This is a genomic window from Shewanella bicestrii (assembly GCF_002216875.1).
GTDB lineage: Bacteria > Pseudomonadota > Gammaproteobacteria > Enterobacterales > Shewanellaceae > Shewanella > Shewanella seohaensis.
Window position 1 is genome coordinate 504,564 of the sequence record NZ_CP022358.1, and the last position, 16,229, is coordinate 520,792.

15 protein-coding genes are annotated in these 16,229 nt (G+C 47.2%); 7 read left to right on the plus strand and 8 right to left on the minus strand.

Features of this window, described 5'->3' with window-relative positions; genetic code table 11:
• Window positions 1–255: 255 nt before the first annotated feature.
• The 4 genes from CF168_RS02350 to CF168_RS02365 all read right to left on the minus strand — a co-directional run bounded on the left by CF168_RS02350 (window position 256) and on the right by CF168_RS02365 (window position 5,161).
• Window positions 256–1,644 carry a tetrathionate reductase family octaheme c-type cytochrome gene (locus CF168_RS02350; protein WP_089066834.1) on the minus strand — a complete coding sequence of 463 codons (1,389 nt, stop codon included), beginning with the start codon at window positions 1,642–1,644 and terminating at the stop codon, window positions 256–258.
• A gap of 46 nt (window positions 1,645–1,690) precedes the next feature.
• Complete coding sequence (locus CF168_RS02355; RefSeq protein ID WP_089066835.1) at window positions 1,691–3,421, minus strand: DUF3373 domain-containing protein; 1,731 nt, start codon at window positions 3,419–3,421, stop codon at window positions 1,691–1,693.
• Between the two features lie 175 nt (window positions 3,422–3,596).
• On the minus strand, window positions 3,597–3,926 hold the full coding sequence (locus CF168_RS02360) for a c-type cytochrome (protein ID WP_011624971.1): 330 nt from the start codon (window positions 3,924–3,926) through the stop codon (window positions 3,597–3,599).
• Window positions 3,927–4,429: 503 nt separating this feature from the next.
• Window positions 4,430–5,161, minus strand: a complete 732-nt coding sequence (locus CF168_RS02365; RefSeq protein WP_089066836.1) for an SDR family oxidoreductase — start codon at window positions 5,159–5,161, stop codon at window positions 4,430–4,432.
• 161 nt (window positions 5,162–5,322) lie between these two features.
• Between CF168_RS02365 and CF168_RS02370 the strand changes: the two genes are divergently transcribed.
• Window positions 5,323–6,162 carry a LysR family transcriptional regulator gene (locus tag CF168_RS02370; RefSeq protein WP_089066837.1) on the plus strand — a complete coding sequence of 280 codons (840 nt, stop codon included), beginning with the start codon at window positions 5,323–5,325 and terminating at the stop codon, window positions 6,160–6,162.
• Between the two features lie 63 nt (window positions 6,163–6,225).
• Here CF168_RS02370 and CF168_RS02375 read toward each other — a convergent pair whose 3' ends face one another.
• Both CF168_RS02375 and CF168_RS02380 read right to left on the minus strand, forming a co-directional pair.
• On the minus strand, window positions 6,226–7,764 hold the full coding sequence (locus CF168_RS02375; protein WP_089066838.1) for a tetratricopeptide repeat protein: 1,539 nt from the start codon (window positions 7,762–7,764) through the stop codon (window positions 6,226–6,228).
• A gap of 117 nt (window positions 7,765–7,881) precedes the next feature.
• Window positions 7,882–8,718: a mechanosensitive ion channel family protein gene (locus CF168_RS02380; RefSeq protein ID WP_089066839.1), complete on the minus strand. Its 837-nt coding sequence runs from the start codon at window positions 8,716–8,718 to the stop codon at window positions 7,882–7,884.
• Window positions 8,719–8,886: 168 nt separating this feature from the next.
• Between CF168_RS02380 and CF168_RS02385 the strand changes: the two genes are divergently transcribed.
• Both CF168_RS02385 and CF168_RS02390 read left to right on the plus strand, forming a co-directional pair.
• Window positions 8,887–9,366, plus strand: coding sequence for a hypothetical protein (locus CF168_RS02385; protein ID WP_011624239.1), 480 nt, complete (start codon window positions 8,887–8,889; stop codon window positions 9,364–9,366).
• 426 nt (window positions 9,367–9,792) lie between these two features.
• Window positions 9,793–10,968: a type III PLP-dependent enzyme gene (locus CF168_RS02390; RefSeq protein ID WP_011624238.1), complete on the plus strand. Its 1,176-nt coding sequence runs from the start codon at window positions 9,793–9,795 to the stop codon at window positions 10,966–10,968.
• A 59-nt stretch (window positions 10,969–11,027) separates the two neighbouring features.
• Here the strand turns inward: CF168_RS02390 and CF168_RS02395 are convergent, their stop codons facing one another.
• Window positions 11,028–11,240: a YdcH family protein gene (locus tag CF168_RS02395; RefSeq protein ID WP_011624237.1), complete on the minus strand. Its 213-nt coding sequence runs from the start codon at window positions 11,238–11,240 to the stop codon at window positions 11,028–11,030.
• Between the two features lie 412 nt (window positions 11,241–11,652).
• Between CF168_RS02395 and udp the strand changes: the two genes are divergently transcribed.
• Window positions 11,653–12,411 (plus strand): uridine phosphorylase, encoded by a 759-nt coding sequence (gene udp, locus CF168_RS02400; RefSeq protein ID WP_011624236.1) that lies wholly within the window; start codon window positions 11,653–11,655, stop codon window positions 12,409–12,411.
• A 112-nt stretch (window positions 12,412–12,523) separates the two neighbouring features.
• On the opposite strand, the gene CF168_RS02405 is transcribed toward udp, so the two are convergent.
• Entirely contained in the window at window positions 12,524–13,276 is a 753-nt protein-coding gene (locus tag CF168_RS02405) for an outer membrane protein OmpK (protein WP_011624235.1), read from the minus strand.
• A gap of 487 nt (window positions 13,277–13,763) precedes the next feature.
• On the opposite strand from CF168_RS02405, the gene CF168_RS02410 reads away from it, so the two are divergent.
• The 3 genes from CF168_RS02410 to CF168_RS02420 are packed head-to-tail and all read left to right on the plus strand — an operon-like array spanning window position 13,764 to window position 16,113.
• Window positions 13,764–14,234, plus strand: coding sequence for an NfeD family protein (locus tag CF168_RS02410; RefSeq protein ID WP_011624234.1), 471 nt, complete (start codon window positions 13,764–13,766; stop codon window positions 14,232–14,234).
• Between the two features lie 11 nt (window positions 14,235–14,245).
• Window positions 14,246–15,181, plus strand: a complete 936-nt coding sequence (locus CF168_RS02415; protein WP_011624233.1) for an SPFH domain-containing protein — start codon at window positions 14,246–14,248, stop codon at window positions 15,179–15,181.
• A complete protein-coding gene (locus CF168_RS02420; RefSeq protein ID WP_089066840.1) occupies window positions 15,181–16,113 on the plus strand; it encodes an SPFH domain-containing protein in 933 nt (310 codons plus the stop codon). The genes CF168_RS02415 and CF168_RS02420 overlap by 1 nt, the downstream gene beginning before the upstream one ends.
• Window positions 16,114–16,229: the final 116 nt, after the last annotated feature.

The window sequence follows — 16,229 nt, forward strand, 5'->3', positions numbered from 1 at the left end:
CCTGTTTAGGCAAAATAAATGCCATAAAAATCAGTTAATTTGACTTATAAACAGAGCCAAACTCCTTTTCACACCTATAGATTGAGACAAACTGGGACAGTGTTATTTTTTAACTGCGGCGATTTGTCTTTGTTGGCTGGTATAGCACGATAAAAAAGAGAGCTTAGCCAGCGGGTACTAAGCTCTCAAAGGTTTGCAGGGGAGCGATACTCGCTATGCCATTAGATTAGGTCAGGCGATAGCGAGTGAAACGGCTTATGGTTGTTTATGTTTAGGGCCTTGCTTGTTTTTCATTGGATCGCCTTGATAGCCCAAGGCTTGCCAATCGAGGCGAGTGCCTTTGTTGTGGCAGTCATTACAGTTAAGCGCTTGTTCCTTCGGTGATACCATGTGGTTGATACGCCACCACATTTCAGTGGCGGCAAAGCCATATTCACCACTGTATTTGATGCCTTTTTCAGTCATGGTGGTGTTTGCTTCCATACCCAGTTTCGCCGCTAAATTCCAATCAAACTCGCTCCAGTATCCGCCCTTGCCATAGGTTTTTGGGGTGATAAAGATATTGAGTTTCTTGTCGTAAATCTGCTTACCTGTATGTACTTTAAAGGGATAAATCTTGGCTTTAGCATCGTTAATATCGCCCATAGGGTAGGTCAGTTTAGTGACGACATTCGGGTCCATCTTGTCCCCCGCCATATAAGCGTTAGCTGTGCCGTTGTACCAAGCGTACTGGGGCTTGACCATTTTCTCCCACACAAAGTCACCCTTCTTCTTCTGATAGGTGTGTTTGCCATATTGATCAACGGTCTCAGGTTTATCATCTCCCGCTGTTGACCAATCCCAGTGCATCTTGGTGGGCTCATTTTTCGCGAAGAATGGAATATGGCAGGTTTGGCAGGCCACGGTTGCGGTATGGGTATTGAGCTTTTTGTTGCTGTGCGGCGCGCTCTCGTGGCAGTTTTCACAACCTATATGGTCGATACCGCCTGGGGAGACCCCCATAGCATTACCCGAAATTTGATGTTTTTCAGTGGTATGACAGTTTTGGCATTGGAAGTTATTGCCGTCGCTGTCCATGTGCACATCGGTGGCTTTATCGGGATAGGCCATAGAGGAGTCGAGGTCGCCGTGTTTAACTGCATCACCACCGCCACCATAGAAGTGGCAGCTACCGCAGTTATCGCGCACGGGTTCACCGACGTTTTGGGCGATCTTCGCCAGATCGAGTTTCGCCATGGGTTCGCCTGCGCCAGCGGGGTCTTTCACATAGGTGCCTGTGGTGTCGTGGCAGACAAGGCAGTCCACTTTGGTTTTGTCTTTAAAATCAAAGTTACTGTCCTTCCAGCCATAACCTGCGTGGCAGCTAGTGCAGCGAGGTTCGTTGCTGGAAATCGACACACAGAAGTTATTAATACTGTTTTTCTTGCCGCGTAATACGGTTCTATCGGGTAGCTTTTGTTCTAACTCCCATGTCCAGTGGGAGGTTTTCATCATGTCTGTGGCTTGTTCTTCGTGGCAGGTTAGGCACTGAGTCGTCACCTCTGAACCTGTGGCGAAGGGGCCTTTGAGAACATCTTTATGGGGATTGGCGGCCTGCGCTTGCAACGCCATACCCGCTAAGGCAATAACAATGAGTTTTTTCATTCTGTACTCCTGCCCTCGGCAATACCGAGGGCTGAATGGCATGTGATTAGAAGTTAATGGTCAGCGAGGCATTCACATCGAAGGCCTTATCGACCGCAGGCAGCATCGAGTAGGCTGAGCCCGCTAAAACCTCATCGATTTTTTGTGGTGCGCCCACAGGCGTGCCGCTACCCGTGTATTCGTAGTCGTAGTAGAGTCCAGCCAGCTTGATAAACATTTTGGGATTGATATCAAAGATGTAATAGGCTTCGCCGACATGGCCACGGGTGGCTAACTTGCTACCGATAGGGTCGTCTTGGGCTTGGGTGAAAGGCGTCCAATACTTAGAACCGTAGTTATATTCCAAGCCAAACTTGCCGTAGGGCGCAGGGATTTGAATACCCACATAGATGCCATAACCATCTTTGTTATCGGTATCGTCGCTGGTTTTCGGCACCATGATGATTTCGGTGCCTGTGCTGTTGAGCTCTGCTTCAAACACCGCATCGGATAACATGCCGCCGAACATGCCGGCATTACCATTAGGCTCTGCGCGCGTCCAGCCTAGTGAGGCAAACCATTTGATATCGTTAGCTTCTTCCCGCGCAAAGCCAATGCCGCCAAGGTACATATCACCAATGACGCCACTAGGTTGCACTCGGGTAACAAAGTTAAAGTTGTCGAACTTTTGCATATCTTGGTACATGGTCGGAGCGAAAATTCCTGCCAGTTGGGTCGGGAAGGCCATAGTGCCTTTAAAGCCGTCGTTGATGTCTTTGGCACCAAACAGGGTGAATTGCAGGAAGTTAGTGCCGTCGTTGATGGCATCGATATTAAAGCCGCCGAGGTGGGTATCCTTGGTGACGATATCGCCGAACATTTCGCCATTGCCCCATTGGGATTCAAAGCCTTGGCCATAACAGAAGCGAACCACTTGCCCCTCAACGCCAGTGATTTCCCCTAGGTTGTAGCCTAAGGTGGCGCCGTCGAAGTTAAAGTTGACTAAATGGCCTGAGGGCGTACCGCCACGCAGTTCGTTTTCACGGTAGTGGCTTGGTGGGCCATAGGTGGATGGACGGCGACCAATCGAGAGGTAAAACTCGGAGCCATTAATTTTTTTCCAGTCGAAATAGGCGCGCTCTACCCTTAACCAGTCACCACTGGTATTGCCGCTGCTGGTGCCATCCATAGTGAATGAGCGCCAGGAGTCGAACACTTGTACGCCTGTGGAGTCGCCCCAGTTTTTATACATACTCAGACGACCGGCAAAACTGACGTTATCCCATACCTTGGCCTTAAGATTTAACCGCAGGCGAGTGGTGTAAAAGATGTCGTTATCAATATCTTGGATATGTTGCTGCGCGAGTACATAGGGCATCACGCCCTGTAACATGCCATTTTGAAAGGCGGCGGCCAGATCAGGATTGGCTTGCATCATCTGTCCGAGTGGCGAGTTAGGATCGTTTGGCATCCCAAAGGCGCCGGACATAGCCTTGGCGCCAAAGTCATTAAAGTTGACCTTAATGGCGGGGTTCCAAACGACATCGCGGTAATGTAGTGAGTGGGCTTTGGTTCTAAAGTCACCGGTGATTTCAAGACGGTCTAACGAAGTGTGGCGCTCGGTTTTATCGACGCGGCTATTGAGTTCATCGAGCTGTTCGGTGATATCGGCCAGCTGTTGCTTCAGCTCGGCCATTTTTTGGGTGTCCGCTGGCGTTTCGTTGGCGGCGGCAAAGGCTTGGCCGGACATAAACAGCGCATTCGCAACCAATATCGAAATGAGTGTAGGTGTACGCATAGGGTTTCTCCCTGAGTGTTCCGCTGGCACTGGCTCAAGGCCCGTGCCAAATTTACCCAACAGGAGGCCCTGAGGTGTGCTCCCCATTTTCTCTTATTGGGCTTGGTTTTATTTCAATGGGTTAACTTACAGTTGCAGGCCTGTGGTTATCCCTTTGATTTAGGCTCGGCAGCGATTAACCGCAGGTTTGCGGTTGCTCCGAGTCGGCGGCATGGTCATACAGGAATTGCTGTATATCTTTGAGATCTTGCTCGGTGAGGCCGTTGAATACCTCAGGTTTGAGTTTGTGTTTATCTTTGTCGAAGAAGCGATCCCATTGGCTCATGGTTTTGCTCATTGGGGTCAGCTCGCCACCTTCACCACCTTGGCTATGGCAGGCTTTACATTCTTTTTTATAGAGGTGTTTTCCCTTTTTGGGATTGCCCCCATCGGCGGCGTAGGCTTGAAGTCCCAGACTGCTGATTAGCGCGACGGCGATTGCGATCTTAGTTGAAGTTTTCATCATCTCATCCTTTCTTAATTGCCATTCACATGACTTTGTTGGTGGAATGTGGCTATTGCTTCCACCTTGTGAATAAATTTATCAAAGCTGATGGGATGTTTATTTGAGGTGTATCACTTTCATTAAAAAAATCTAATTGATAAAAATTTCATTGATAAAAATCTAATTGACTGGCGATGGATTGAATTGGGTGTGAATTTACATTTTCAAAAACAAAGACTTGTTTTTATTGCTAAATTAGCTTGTTGTGTCGCAGCTAGGGATTTCGGTCGGAGAGGACGAAAAAATGATAGTGATCGAGTTAACACTTTGTAAAATTTACGATCTCTAAAGTAGTCAGTCGGAATGATTTTGCTCCATTTTCGCTGTGTCTAAGTGTGAATTTGGCGCAACTTGGTACAGTGGATAGGGGGAGGGTACTCGGTCGATTGCTATATTTTTAAACGCAGCGGCACTCGCGCACTGCGTTTGACCCGTATTAGACAAGGTCGTGCTAAGCAAGTCGCTTAAGGTTGCTGGCGTGTTGGGGCTAACACTATCTCACGCACACAGACATTTTGTGGTTGTTGCCAAGCAAATAATGCCGCAGCGGCCACGTTTTCGGGGGCAATCACGCCGCCCATTTGTACCTTCCAATCTTGATAGCCAGCTTTGATAGCATCATCTGTGGTGTGGCTTAAGAGTTCTGTCTCGACTGCTCCCGGCGCTATGGTGATTAAGCGTACATCGTCCATCGCCACTTCTTCACGGATATTTTCGGTTAAGGCATGCACGGCAAATTTAGTCGCGCAGTAAGCCGCATGGTTGGGGAAGGTCTTACGTCCCGCAACAGAACTGATATTGATAATGGTGCCCGTTTTGCGCGCCTTCATGCTGGCTAAAACCGCATGGATACCATTGAGTACGCCCATCACATTGATATTGAGCATGCGACTCCATTCGTTGGGATCTTGAGTGCCGATTTGCCCGAGCAGCATGACGCCAGCGTTGTTGATAAGGCAACCGACTGGGCCAAACTGTGCTTCCGCTTGGTTAATGGCAGCCTTGATGGCGGCGGTATCTGTTACATCGACACCTATGGCTAAGCTATTGGGTAACTCAAGAGCTTGCATTGGCTCTACACGGCGCGCTAGCAGTAATAGCGGGTGTCCTGCTTCGCTAAACTGTTTGGCGATGGCGGCACCTATACCCGATGAAGCACCAGTGATCACAACGAGGGGGTGAGTGGTATTTGTCATTAGTATTTCCTATCTAAAAGGTTTGAAAGGCAGGCTGAAAGATCGTTTTATCAGGTTGAGTTGAGTATAAGTGGCTGTTTATCGGCTGAAAAATACTTATTGCCACTGGATATGATAGGCTTTGCCTATGACAGAATATTGGGTTGATAGGGTGACCTTAGATGGTGGATTTACGCTTATTGCGCTTTTTTATCGCGATTTACGAAGAAAACAATATTACGGCGGCGGCAACACGCTGTTATGTCAGTCAGCCCTCACTTTCGGCTGGGCTTAAACAGCTAGAGGAAGAGCTAGGTGGCGCCTTATTCGAGCGCAGTAAAAAAGGTGTAAAAGCCTTGGATAGCGCCCACTATCTGTATCCGCTGGCGGTTAAGTTGGTGGAGGAAGCCAGTAAATTACCCGCGCTATTTATGGCTAAGGCGAGTCGGCAAAAGCTGCGCTTAGCCGTGATGCCCGATCTGAGTCAGCGTCGTCTTGCTGGGTTATTAACTCAAATTAATCAGGCTATTAGTCATTTAGATTTAGAGCTGGTGGATTATCAAAGTCCTGCGGATTGTCGGTTAACCCTAGACAGTTTACGCCATGAGGATGAAGTGTTTTTTCCGTTGTGGGAGGAGGACTATGTGCTATGTGTGCCAAGGGAGCATTCACTGGCCCAGGTTAGCAGTATTCGCCCCGAAGACTTAAGTCAGTACGACTTTATTGAGTGCCCACCCTGCGAGGCGCATCAGCAAACCATAGGTTTACTTGCTTGCAGCAATTTGTCGCTCAATTTGGTGGCGAAGGCAGAATCTAAGTCTTTGGTTATGTCGCTGGTGCTGGCGGGATTTGGGGTGAGTTTTCTCCCCGATGGATTAATCGAAGACGAGCCTCGGCTTAAACAGATTAAATTCGATGGGCCTCGGATGTTTCGCCGCATTGGTTTGTGTTATCCATCCCATCAAACCGTTGCACCTACGCTGGCGACATTACTGCGGCATTTGAGCAAAGCCACGGCTTAAGCCGTGGTTTTTAATTGCAGGGTTTGGCTAAGCGGCCAAACCCTAGCATTCAGCAGTTTATCCTTATTCGTTACTCTGTAAGTAAGGCGCAAGTTGGACTTCAATCCTGTCGATTTCATCTTGGGCATACAACAACTCGGACTCTGTTAAGCGCGGCAGGACTTGTTGTTGATACAAGAGTTGATCGCTATTCATCCCGTATTGACCAAAGTTGCGCAGTAATATGCTCGACCAAATATATGTCAGAACCGGTTTATCAATTGACTCATGGCGGTAGATGTCAACGAGGGCTTGCATGCCATCTTGGCTGCCCAAATCGGCGGCTTTGCGGTACCAAGTCTCTGCGGTTTGCAGCGCTTCGCGGCTCGGATGCTCACCCTTGCGGTAGATTTCTGCTTGGTTAAGGTAGTAATAAGTTTGCTGTTCATCGGGGATAGGATGTTGATGCAGAAAGTTATTACACAGGTTCTGGGCTTCGCGGATCTCTAAGGTGCCCAAGCGCTTACTGAGCTTCTCATATGCGTCTTGGTAGTCACTGTTATGGCTCATGGCTGCCAGTTGGTAATACATTAAGGCTTTAATCGGTTGGCGCGAGACGCCTAAGCCTTCCTCGTAGATTTTACCTAGACCGAATAGGGCTTCTTCTTGCCACTGGGATGCCAGAGTCTCGAATTCTGTTCTTGCCTGCTGGTAGTCATCATCCGTTTGTGGGTCGAGTAGCTTAAGCTGTGCCAGCGCTAATTTGGCAAAGACATTGCCAGTGGCGCAGGATTTTTCTAACCAGTGGCGGGCTTTGCCGTAGTCGACGGCAAAATCTTCACCATAAAGGAAACGTTTGCCTAGGTAATACTGGCGATAATCATTTTCTTCGGCATATTCGCTGAGTAGGGCTTCGGCACGGACGAGATCTTTAGGGCCACCTTGGCCTGCAGCCAGCATATGGCCTAAGTTATCTTTTGCGTGTTCATCGCCGGCGGCGACGGCTTTCTCAAAATATTCCCGCGCTTTACTATAGTCTGGCGTGACACGTTCATCGTGCCAATACAGCGTACCTAAGTGGTAATAGGCATCTTGGTTTCCTTGGGCGGCCGCCTTTTCAAACCAGTAAATGGCTTGGCTTGCATCGGGATCGAGAAAGGGTTGTCTGAGATACAAATAGGCGAGCTCATATTGAAACTCGACTTGCCCCGCTTCAGCACTGGCTTTGAGTTGTTTGACCTGTTCGTGCAATTGCTCGGGTGTTTGCGCCTCAGAGGCGACCAAGCTCGGCAGGGTGATCATGGGTAAAAATTGCGGATCGATCTCGGCGGCTTTTCGATACCAATATTCAGATGCCTTGGGATCGGCGGGGACTTGCTGGAATCGACCCGAATACAACTCGGCCATAGCAATGGCGGCCACGGCAAAGCCTTTATCAACGGCCTGCTGAATATAGTCTAGGCCTGAGTTGACTTCGCCCTGATTGATTAATGTGAGTCCGTGATTGAGTAGCGCCGAGGGTTCACCTGCGGCAAGCGCTTCGGCTTGTATTTTCTTTTTTTGGTATTTGGCAAAAAAAATAAACAGAACGACAAAGGCTATAATGATAAGTATCAACAACATAGTATTCCATCACTATCGATATTTGGGCTGCACAGTAAACGCGTATCCCGCAAAAAATGCAAGTTAACTGTGCCAGATGAGGCGAATGTTTGAATTCATTCGCCTCGATGGAGGCGCTTACTTTTCTTGCAAATGAATTTCTCGCACTGGGCAAGCCATTTCGATACCAGACTGTTTGAGGGCGTTATAAATGGCCATATTTATCTTGTATTTATGCTGAAAGTAACTTTGTGTCGGCACCCAGTAACGTACACCAATCTCAATGCCGATGGCATTAAAACCATTGATACCAATATTTGGTGTCGTGTCCTGACTGACATTGGGGTTTTGGCTCAGCAGCTCAGTGATTAGGCTTATCGCCGCCTGAGGGTCGTTGTTATAACTCAGGTTAAATTGAGTTTCGACCAGCTTATTACTGAAGGAGTTATGCAAGATCTCACCAACGATGTGCTTGTTGGGAATGCTAATTTGCTCGCCTTCCTCATTGGTTAAAATCGTCATCCCTAAATTGATCCGTGTGACGACACCGCTTTCTCCTTTGATTTCGATGGTATTTCCGACCACAAAAGGTCGAGTCACAATAATGGTGACCCCAGCGGCATAGTTCGACAACATACCCTGTAGGGCTAAACCTGCGCCGAGGGAGGCGGCACCAATTGCTGCCACCATGGGCGTGACGCTAATGCCTATCTTGCCTAGGGCAATAATTCCCACCATGACAATGATCAGGATGCGGATCAGATTGCTGACAAAGTTACTCAGGGTGATGTCGATGTGATGCTTTTCGCACTGCTTGGCGACTAAGCGCGAGACTTTGCTGGCGACCCACAGACCCAATAAAAAGACCAGCGCTGCACCGATTAATTGGAAACTATAATTGACTAAAAACTCGGTGATCAGCTGGTAAACGCCTTGGAGTTGCTGCAATTCCTGATCGAGTCCAGGTGTTATCATAATGATATCCTTACAATAAATTTAACCGCCCTAGTATAACGTACAATTGCTTTGAAAGGCGTATTCGCCATGCATTGTGAAGCGTATCATGTAATGGCTCGGATTAAATGAGTCGGTTGTGAGACTCGGGTATGCTATTGCCCGTATCAAAAATGGAGTTAAGTGTTTATGAGAAAGCTGTTGTTGTGCCTGTCCTTCCTTTTCACTCCCATGATGGCCTTGGCGGCGAGTTATGTTGCCGGGGATGCGATCAATCCTATTTCATTGCAGGATCAAAATGAGCAAGCGGTCAGTGTGACTGACGAAACCAAAGTGGTGCTCTTTAGTCGCAGTATGAAAGGCGGCGATATTATTAAAGAAACGCTTACACCACTCGCGGGAGATAAGTTTCCGCCGCATTTAGTCTATGTGGCGGATATCAGTGGCATGCCATCGTTGATCGCTAAATTTGTCGCCGTGCCGCAAATGCAGGAGTTGCCCTTTGCCATTGGGTTAGACAGGGAAGGCGAGATCAGCCGCCTGTTACCCGATACAAAAGATATGGCGACGATGATTTTACTGGACCACCGCAATATTCAGGACATCGCCTACTTCGATTCGAGTGAAGCCTTAAGCCAAGCTTTAGCGAAACTAAACGAGTCGCAATAGCCTGTTTTGAAGCCAATGTTGAGGGGGCTATGTTGAAGGGCTCACCCCTCAACTCATTTGATCTCGTTTTAGAGTGGTGATTTTTGGCTCGTGCTGATTGAGCTTGAATCGCTATTCGGCCAACGAGTGTTGCTCAGTATTTTTCCTCAGATCATCCTTAGTTGCATAAGCTTGAGTTGCCGTCGTAAAAAATTCATTTTTCCTACCTCAAAAACGTCAATATTCTCTGTTGTGCTCTTGTGCATAATTATCTGTTTTGATGACAGTTTTTTTAGGTTTGTCATCGCTTAAAATTTCATGGAATAAAAAGTTAGTTATTAAGCATAAAAATTCGTTGCGTTAAGTAAAAAAATAGCGTTTACTGCGCACGTTTTTAAGACAGACAACGAATCTTTTACCATTTGACCCAAAGGAGACTCTGGCCCAATGAGCCAATTTCAATCTATTGATGTTGCTGACTATTATGATGCTGAAACCTTCAAGCGTATTGAAGAGTTTGCCAAAGATAAAGCGACCCCGTTCGTGGTGATTGATACCAGTATCATTGCGAAACAATACGATGACATGGTTAATAGTTTTCCTTATGCCGATGTTTATTATGCAGTTAAGGCAAACCCTGCGGCTGAGATCCTGACGTTACTGAAAAACAAAGGGTCAAACTTCGATATTGCGTCGATTTATGAGTTAGATATGGTCACTAACGTGGGCGTAACGCCTGACCGCGTGAGCTATGGCAATACCATCAAAAAGCGTCAAGATGTACGTGCGTTTTATGAACGTGGTGTGCGTATGTATGCATCGGATTCTGAGGCCGACTTACGTATGATTGCCGAAGAAGCACCAGGTTCACGCATCTATGTACGTATCCTGACCGAAGGTACAGACACCGCCGATTGGCCGCTGTCTCGTAAGTTTGGTTGCCAAAATGAGATGGCTTATGAGCTGTTAGTTCTGGCGAAGGAGTTAGGCTTAGAGCCCTTTGGTATTTCATTCCACGTGGGTTCACAGCAACGTGATATTGGCGCTTGGGATTCGGCGATTGGTAAAGTGAAGAGCATCTTCGATCGTCTGCGCGATGAGCACAACATCGTTCTGAAGATGATCAACATGGGTGGCGGCTTCCCAGCTAACTATATCGACAAAACCAACCAACTCGGTGTGTATGCTGAGCAAATCACCCACTTCCTGAAGGAAGATTTTGGTGATGATTTGCCACAGATCATTCTGGAGCCGGGTCGCTCGCTGATCTCTAACGCTGGGGTATTGGTGTCTGAGGTGGTGCTGATCAGTAAGAAATCCTACACCGCATTAGAGCGTTGGGTATTTACCGATGTGGGTAAGTTCTCTGGTTTAATCGAAACCATGGATGAGGCGATTAAATTCCCAATCTTCACCCACAAACAAGGTGAGTTGGACAAATGTGTTATCGCCGGTCCGACCTGCGATAGCGCCGACATCATGTACGAACACTACAGCTATGGTCTGCCGAATGACCTAGCAATTGGAGACCGTATGTACTGGTTAACCGCCGGTGCTTACACCACCACTTATTCAGCGGTGTGCTTTAACGGTTTCCCACCTCTGAAGGATTACTACCTGTAATCTTGGCCGCAAGGCAACAAAAAGGGCGCTTAGGCGCCCTTCGTTTTTGGTATCACCACTTAATTGTGGGATTTGAGAATTTGATAGATCTCTTCTTTTAAATGCAGTTTTTTGCTTTTGAGTTCTTTCACTGTGGGATTGAAATCACTGCCAACGCGTTTTTCCAGTTGCTTGATTTCTTCATCTAATTGATTGTGCTCGTTGAATTTACGTTGAAAATGAGCATCTTGAGTCTTTAAGGTGGTAATGAGATCTCGATATTCTGGAAACATTGGCGTTCTCCTTGTCGTCTTTTATCGTGCTTTGGTCTCGTCTTAACCCTAACCCTAGCCACGATGATGAAACGTGATATGGATCAATATTTGTCCTCCTACAGATTAATACTAAAGGGTGATTTCAGCAAACTAGCTATAAATCAACAACCTATATCTTTTATATTGCCCAGTGTGGCGAGCGAGTCAGTTCTGGCTCACACTTAATTTCACCTGATTGACGAGTGCCTACAGAAACATCACAGATTTGCTATCTTTGTGATCAAGCTGTAATAGATTTGGTAATTACATTACGAATGAACAATTCTTCTTGCCGATAATTCTGTGATCAAGTTAACCTTCACCGCTTCGATACTAGGTTAAAGTCGATTCAATAAGAATTTTATTATCAAAAATGAAAGGGGTTTTCACGATGGCTGATGTATTTCACTTAGGTTTGACCAAAGCGATGCTCGATGGTGCCACTTTGGCGATTGTGCCGGGCGATCCAGAGCGTGTAAAACGTATTGCCGAGTTAATGGATAATGCCACATTCCTTGCAAGCCACCGCGAGTACACTAGCTACTTAGCGTATGCTGACGGTAAGCCTGTGGTGATTTGTTCTACCGGTATCGGTGGTCCATCAACGTCGATTGCAGTTGAAGAGTTAGCGCAATTAGGCGTGAATACCTTCCTGCGTGTTGGTACCACTGGTGCGATTCAACCCCATGTAAATGTGGGTGATGTGATTGTGACTCAAGCGTCAGTGCGTTTAGATGGCGCGAGCTTACACTTTGCACCTATGGAGTTCCCAGCGGTTGCTAACTTCGAATGTACCACAGCTATGGTTGCTGCGTGCCGCGATGCGGGCGTAGAGCCTCATATCGGCGTTACCGCATCTTCTGATACCTTCTACCCAGGCCAAGAGCGCTATGACACTGTGACTGGCCGTGTAACCCGTCGTTTCGCTGGCTCAATGAAAGAGTGGCAGGATATGGGCGTGCTGAACTATGAAATGGAATCAGCGACCCTATTCACTATGTGTGCGACTCAAGGTTGGCGTGCGGCGTGTGTGGCTGGCGTTATCGTAAACCGCACTCAACAGGAAATCCCGAACGAAGCGACAATGAAGCAAACTGAAGTCAGTGCTGTTTCTATCGTCGTAGCTGCTGCTAAGAAGCTACTGGCTTAATTCGCCGACACGCTCCCCTGCAAAGCGAGTGTTGCTTGCGTAATAATAAAAAAGGTGCCCTAGGCACCTTTTTTATTCGCTGTATCCGCTAAGGCGGGCAGTATCACTTAGATTAGAAGTGGTACTGAGCAATGACAGAATAAGTGTCTTGGTCGACACCCTTCACGCCGTATTTGTTGGTCCACAGATCGTACTCGATACCCACAAGCAGTTTATTTGCCTTGTGGTCACCAAATAGGCTCTTACCTAAATCGTATTTTAGCTGAGGGTTGAAGTGGAAGTTTTCTTCGTAGCCACTGTTATCCGTTGCAAATACCCAATCGATAAAGCCATCGAGCACGATATTGGCCGAACCTACTGGGATATCGATTCTGAAGACTGGGGTGAACTGCCAGCCATCACTGATATTGCCTGAGCTCATCGCATCGCGACGATAAGTGTTGAAGTTAAGGTAGGTAAAGTAAGGTACGGCAACATCGACCCCTAAGCCATAGAGCAAGCTATGCACAGGGCCTTCACCTTCTTCGTAGGTGAGGGCTAATGAAAGATCGGTAATAGGGCCGAACGCAATTTTTTCGCCGAGGATTTTGCTCGCGCTAAAGCGAGGTGAAATCTCTCCGTAGGTGGTGCTATCCATGCCCGTGTGGTCGCCTTTGAAGTAGATAAAATCTTGGAAGGCAAACCAATCACCGTATTTCCATGCACCAGCGGTTTCGAGTGTGACTGTCGTTTGCTTGTCCGAAGGAGCCAAGTCGTAGTCTTCGCCATAAAGGGCGGTTGCACTGAAATCCCACCACTGTACTAAGTCACCAGCAAATGCTTGAGGTGAAAGCATTAATGCTAGACATAGGCATGTCTTTTTCATTGTTATTTCCTGTTGTAGGGGTAGACGCTAAATAAAGTTGTACTCAGTTCCTGCTCCGAGGGCAGAACCTACAAACGGCTAGGGTGGTGCGGCTTGTATGGGTACTGGCTGAGGGCAAGGTAAAAAGTGCGGGCAATATATGCAAAAATTTACAATTATTCAAAGTTTTTTATCGAATGTTGTTGTGAAAATCACATAATCAAATTGTGGGTTTTAAGGTGTTTAATTTATTGATTTTTAGCGGTTATTTTATTTCTCGATACATTTTTGATGATATTGCGAGCTAACTTTTTGAATTGATTGTGCTTAATTTTAGAACAACTCGGGTCGATATTTTGCCGCGAGTCAATTCATCCCCTCATTTTCCCAAGTTAATTGTCTTGCCGTGCTTTTTAAATCGGCGTATAAATTTATGACATATTATGTCGCATGTCTGCCACTCTGCTGCTATAGTGCTGCACAGGATGCTCTCATTTCAGGGGGGAATATGGAGTTTTCGAATCTGATTTTAGTTTGGTCTATTATCGGGATTATCTTGATGTTAGCCGAGCTGGTGATACCTGGAGGTATTGTCGTGCTACTCGGCGCCGCCTGCTTAGTGGTGGCTGGCGCCTTATGGATTGGCCTGGTGGAAGGTGTGGTTCAAAGCCTGACACTGTGGTTTATTTCCGCCATCGTCTTATTACTCGCCTTTCGGCAAGTCACTCAAAAATTGGTTGGTGGAGATTCCCATGTGGATAACACCGATGAAGAACTTGATATCTACAATCAAATCGCCCGTGTTAAACAAACCATAGGTCCAGGACAAACGACAGGAAGAGTCGAGTTCCAAGGGAGCGAATGGCCCGCATTGGGGGATGGTAGTATCATTGCTGCGGGCACTGAGGTCAGGATTATCTGCCGTGAAAACATTGCCCTAGTGGTTGAGCCTGTTGAGCAGGCAACGTCTCAAAACTAAAGGATGAGTCTATGTTTGTGTTTACCTTAGTCATTTTATTTGTCTTGTTTATTCTCTATAAGCTGATGCTGATAGTGCCGATGCGTGAGGTGCATGTCATTGAGCGTTTGGGGAAATTCCGTACTGTGTTACAACCGGGATTCCACTTCCTAATCCCTTTCTTCGATCGCGTCGCATATAAACACGATACCCGTGAGCAAGTGCTCGACGTGCCACCACAAAGCTGTATCTCAAAGGATAACACCCAGCTTGAAGTGGACGGCTTAGTGTATCTCAAGGTTATGGACGGCAAATTAGCGAGCTACGGTATTGAAAATTATCGTAAAGCTGCCGTGAATCTGGCACAGACCACTATGCGTTCTGAAATCGGTAAGCTCACCCTCAGCGAGACCTTTTCTGAGCGTGATCGCTTAAACGAATCCATAGTGCGCGAGATTGATAAGGCGTCTGAGCCTTGGGGGATCAAAGTGTTACGCTATGAGATCCGCAATATCACGCCATCGCGTCATGTGATCCATACCCTTGAAAAACAAATGGAAGCCGAGCGCCGTAAGCGCGCCGAAATCACCTTGGCCAATGCCGAAAAGGCCGCGATGATCAATATGTCAGAGGGTGAGCGCCAAGAGGCGATTAACATTTCTGAAGGCCAAAAACAGAAGCGTATCAACGAAGCTAAAGGTACGGGGCAAGAGATTGCCATTATCGCTAAGGCAAAGTCCGAAGGCATGGCGATGATTTCCCAAGCGTTAGCGGTCAATGGCGGTAACGATGCGATGAATATGTTGTTAAAAGAGCAGTTTATTGCTCAGGTCGGTAAGATCCTCAACGATTCGCAAGTGTCGGTTGTCCCCGCGGAAATGGCAAAACTCGAAGGATTCTTCGAAGGAATGGAACAAGTCACCCAAACCGTGGGTGGCCATAATGCAACTAGCAAAGGAGCACGCTAATGCAAATCCCATTGAATACTGATGTCGCGGTAATGGTCATTTGGGGACTGATTTTCGCCATATTTGTGATTAAGCTGTTCCAATCCATCCGCTTAGTTCCGACTAAATCGGCTTATATTGTTGAGCGTTTAGGTAAGTACCACTCAACGTTAGATGCGGGTTTCCACACCTTAATTCCTTTTGTCGATAAAGTGGCTTATATCCATGACTTAAAAGAGGAAACTATCGACGTACCACCACAGGAGTGCTTCTCCAGTGACGAAGTGAATGTGGAAGTTGACGGGGTGATTTATATCTCTGTTACCGACCCTGTGAAGGCCAGTTATGGCATCACTGACTATCGCTATGCGGCAATTCAACTGGCGCAGACCACCACGCGCTCAGTGATCGGCACCTTAGATCTCGACCGCACCTTCGAAGAGAGGGATGTGATTTCCGCTAAGGTAGTGGAAGTGCTCCACCAAGCGGGTGCCATGTGGGGTATTCGCGTGCACCGCTATGAGATTAAGAACATCACGCCACCCGAGACAGTGAAAAACGCCATGGAAATGCAAGTGAATGCTGAGCGCGAGCGCCGTGCATTACTGGCAAAGAGTGAGGGTGATAAGCAGAGTAAGATCAATCGCTCCGAAGGTATTAAAGCGGAAACCGTAAACCGCTCTGAAGGTGAAATGCAGCGCCGTATCAATGAGGCAGAAGGTAAAGCGGAGGAGATTTTAACCCTGTCGCGAGCCACTGCTGAATCGATTGAACGTTTAGCGACTGTGATTGCCGCGCCCGGCGGCCATAACGCACTGCGTATGCAGCTTGGTGAGCAATACTTTAAGCAGCTCGATGGCTTAAGCCAGAAGTCTAGCCGTGTGGTGCTGCCCGGTAATATGGTCGATTTCGATTATTGGATGAATAGCATAGGCTTAAAAGAGAAAGCTTAAAACGCATAAACCATGTTGCAGCTTAAATATTCATCAGTTTAAGCCCCATAAACCTAAGGCCAAATAGTGATATTTGGCCTTATTTTTTGTGGTTTAGCATGGGATTAATGATAAAA